Raw genomic sequence first — 2,949 nt, 5'->3', positions numbered from 1 at the left:
AATTTAATCTGTGGCAATCAGGTATTTGCGCAGCTTACCATCAACATTATAACCGTAAGAGCTCAATTCAGCGTTGGTGTGTTTAAAATATTCCGTCCAGAAAGAATGGATGTTATCGATTTGTGCAGAGTTTCTGCCGGTGGCTCCTATAGCAAATACTTTGCACCCCGTAAGATCAGGAATGCCGTTCGTTTTTTTTAGTCCATCCAAACAAGTTGTGGCTTGCTCGGGAGTTATACCCTGCTTTTTATTGAAGTTATATTCACGCGAATCCTGTATCATATCGCTGAGCAATACGATGATGTTCTCACTTTTTAAGCGAATCTTTCCCAATACAAAATCTTCAGCATCGCGTACTGTTCCGCCTTCGGTGTTAAATTCAATGAGATTGGTTGTTTGATGTATAGCTCCCAGTATATCTGTATACTCCGTATATTCTCTGCGAAGTTGCTTTTGTGTTTTCAGCGTTGCTGCAATTTGTGGGGCTGTCTCTTTTACATAGTTCATAAATCGTTTTTTCAAACTATCACCGGCATGAGCAAAGCCATCGGTTCGCCTGCTGAATTGTTTTTCAACCAGGTCTTCATATACCAGTTTTACCGGTCGCATCTTTGAGCCTTCATCTATCGGTACCACAACGAGGCAATCATACTGTTTCATGTTCGGAAAGATAGTCTCCGTTATCACACTTATATAGCTTTCCAATACCAGATCAGTATTGCTGGCCGAATAATCGAGCAACACGATTAATACTCTTCGCTTTTTCTCTACAAAAGAAGTACAGCTTTCGAGGAGCGGAATAAGAAGCAGTATAGAGATAAATGCTAAAACTCGGGCGAACGTGAGGGACTTGATAGACATACAGTGATGGATTTGATTTTCTTAATGAATCAGAACAACAGGCTCAGGATCATTTTTCTTCTGAGGTTCGAGCGCTTCCAGTATATATTTTACTTCGGTGCCAAAATGTTCAAGCGCATTTTCTTTATATGTCTCCAGGTCTTCGTTGTGTTCTTCTCGCGGAATGCTCTTCTTTATATTATAGTTTTCCTTATACAGTTTAAACCGGCTGAACTTCTCCCACGACATTCGTATGCTGTTATCTACAATCTCTTTTACATCTTTCATGTTAGCAATAACAATGAGATTAAGAATATGCAGAAGCTTTTCAGCTCTGTAGTAGTTCAAGGTGTTCTGAAATAATTTACCATGTTGTTCAGAGTCCCACTTGAAATACCCGGCAATAACCGGTAAAGCCATGGAGAGAAGTATAAAACCATAGAATAGTATATTTCCTGATCGGCCTCCTTCAATGTCGATGGCTCTTTCCCTTGATACGCCAATGATGGCTATTTCAACAGCGACCAACAGTATAGGCAGAATAACAAGCCCTATATATCTTTTTGTTTTGGCATTCCGGTTATAGCTTTCGTCATCTTCATGGCGCGATGAATTGCCTTTTACCCGCACAGATTCTTCCGGCAGAAGTTTAGTCAGAATGCCATCAGTCACCAGCATGGCAGCCAGGGCGAGTATAATGGATAGTCCCCATCGTACAAGTATATATAGTAAACCTTCGCCCTGTATAAATATGAGTGTAGATATATAGTTCAGAAATATTTCAAACAAAAGCGTTACATATACCACGATCTTCATTCTCCGCGATTTTCTTCTGCGTATAGCAAAGCTTCCGTCATCCATACGGTCCAGGTCCACGCATTCCAGAAATTCCTGTTTCCGTTTTTCCCGTTCCTTGTTCAAAACCTGTATATAGGTTGTGAGGATCGTTGTCTTGCGGGCAGCTGCTGTGCCGATATATTTATTGGTGCATCGCTCAGAGAATTTTTTGATGCCCTCTGTATTGATGAAGTACTGCTTGTATAACAGTCTGTATAATAGGTATTGCATATTTTATAGTTTAACGCGGTTACGAATACGGATATATAGCTTGCCCATAGAGAAGAATTGTGTAAACCCGGCAGTCCAGTATCGCCAGCGCAATATCCAATACGTGCCAAAGGGTGTCGAGTAAATCTTCAGGTGGTAATCTCCTCCTGACCCCAAGGCATGCGTCCAGAGCGCGCGATTGAGCTTTCTTTTAATTCTTATCATGTTGGCTGTTAATAGGTGAGCTGTGTAAAAGCCCAATGAATGTCGATTACTTTATAGCCGGCATCAAAGGAACTTTCCGAACGACTATAAATACCTTCCTGATGTGCCGCTTTCGCCTCCCGCTATCGATGGCCGCTATCCTCCATAAAGATGGAGTTTCCATAACCCTGTTATTCATGTTCCGTTAAACCCGGCATTCTATAAAGAACAAAGATGACCCAGACCCTCTCTTTTTCTGATATCGAGCCATGTATGCACGTGCATTCGCACAACAGCGGTGTGTTTACTCATCGCTCCTCCGGGCACCAATCGTGGGGAACGTTGCAGGAAAAGTTCTTCGCCAACCAGCACTATGCCTTTAAAGAATATCGCCTGGATATGCAGCGGCAACATCGCGTGCAATACGATGAAGCATTGTTGCCGCGTTGCATGAGTATATGTTTGGCGCTGCAAGGTGCCGTGCAGGTGGAATTTAAAGACAGCGGCTTTGCAGCTTCACTCAATAGCCTGCAGCATCACTCCATGTATGCACACGAGCGCGAGTACGACCTGATTATAGATCGTGCTATACATGGTATACATGTAGCCGTTGATCTCGATTACTATATCAACCTGTTAGGGGATGACGACCGGTGGATGGCCGCACTGCGCGAGAAGCTTGTAAAGAAAGAACACGTAATGCAGGGCGATGCCTCCGTGAGTAAAGAAATGTTAGTGGCTATACAAACTATCGGTAACAATCCGCTGAAAGGAAATTTAGGCAAGCTGCTAACCGAAGCAAAAATACTCGAGCTCATCGCGCTGCAGATCGGACAGTTTACTACCGAAACAAAAAAG

4 protein-coding genes are annotated in these 2,949 nt (G+C 42.9%); 1 reads left to right on the top strand and 3 read right to left on the bottom strand.

What is annotated here, in order from left to right; translation table 11 throughout:
* Positions 1-3: 3 nt before the first annotated feature.
* From VIN08_RS16785 to VIN08_RS16775, 3 genes are read right to left on the bottom strand one after another with little or no spacing between them, the layout of a single operon-like run.
* The gene (locus VIN08_RS16785) at positions 4-861 is read right to left on the bottom strand and encodes a hypothetical protein (protein WP_331967365.1); all 858 of its coding nucleotides are present in this window, start codon (positions 859-861) and stop codon (positions 4-6) included.
* A 21-nt stretch (positions 862-882) separates the two neighbouring features.
* Positions 883-1,908 carry a hypothetical protein gene (locus VIN08_RS16780; RefSeq protein ID WP_331967363.1) on the bottom strand — a complete coding sequence of 342 codons (1,026 nt, stop codon included), beginning with the start codon at positions 1,906-1,908 and terminating at the stop codon, positions 883-885.
* 3 nt (positions 1,909-1,911) lie between these two features.
* Positions 1,912-2,112, bottom strand: a complete 201-nt coding sequence (locus VIN08_RS16775; RefSeq protein ID WP_331967361.1) for a hypothetical protein — start codon at positions 2,110-2,112, stop codon at positions 1,912-1,914.
* Between the two features lie 213 nt (positions 2,113-2,325).
* On the opposite strand from VIN08_RS16775, the gene VIN08_RS16770 reads away from it, so the two are divergent.
* A partial coding sequence (locus VIN08_RS16770) for a hypothetical protein (protein WP_331967359.1) occupies positions 2,326-2,949 on the top strand: 624 nt, incomplete at its 3' end.

Source organism: Ohtaekwangia sp. (assembly GCF_036568665.1).
GTDB lineage: Bacteria > Bacteroidota > Bacteroidia > Cytophagales > Cyclobacteriaceae > Ohtaekwangia.
The sequence above is the reverse complement of the archived record's forward strand: the minus strand, read 5'-3'. Positions and strand labels throughout refer to the sequence as shown.

What these genes read in the sequence shown, in the direction of transcription:
- VIN08_RS16785 (WP_331967365.1), bottom strand. Translation starts at nt 861, where the DNA reads ATGTCTATCAAGTCCCTCACGTTCGCCCGAGTTTTAGCATTTATCTCT.
- VIN08_RS16780 (WP_331967363.1), bottom strand. Translation starts at nt 1,908, where the DNA reads ATGCAATACCTATTATACAGACTGTTATACAAGCAGTACTTCATCAAT.
- VIN08_RS16775 (WP_331967361.1), bottom strand. Translation starts at nt 2,112, where the DNA reads ATGATAAGAATTAAAAGAAAGCTCAATCGCGCGCTCTGGACGCATGCC.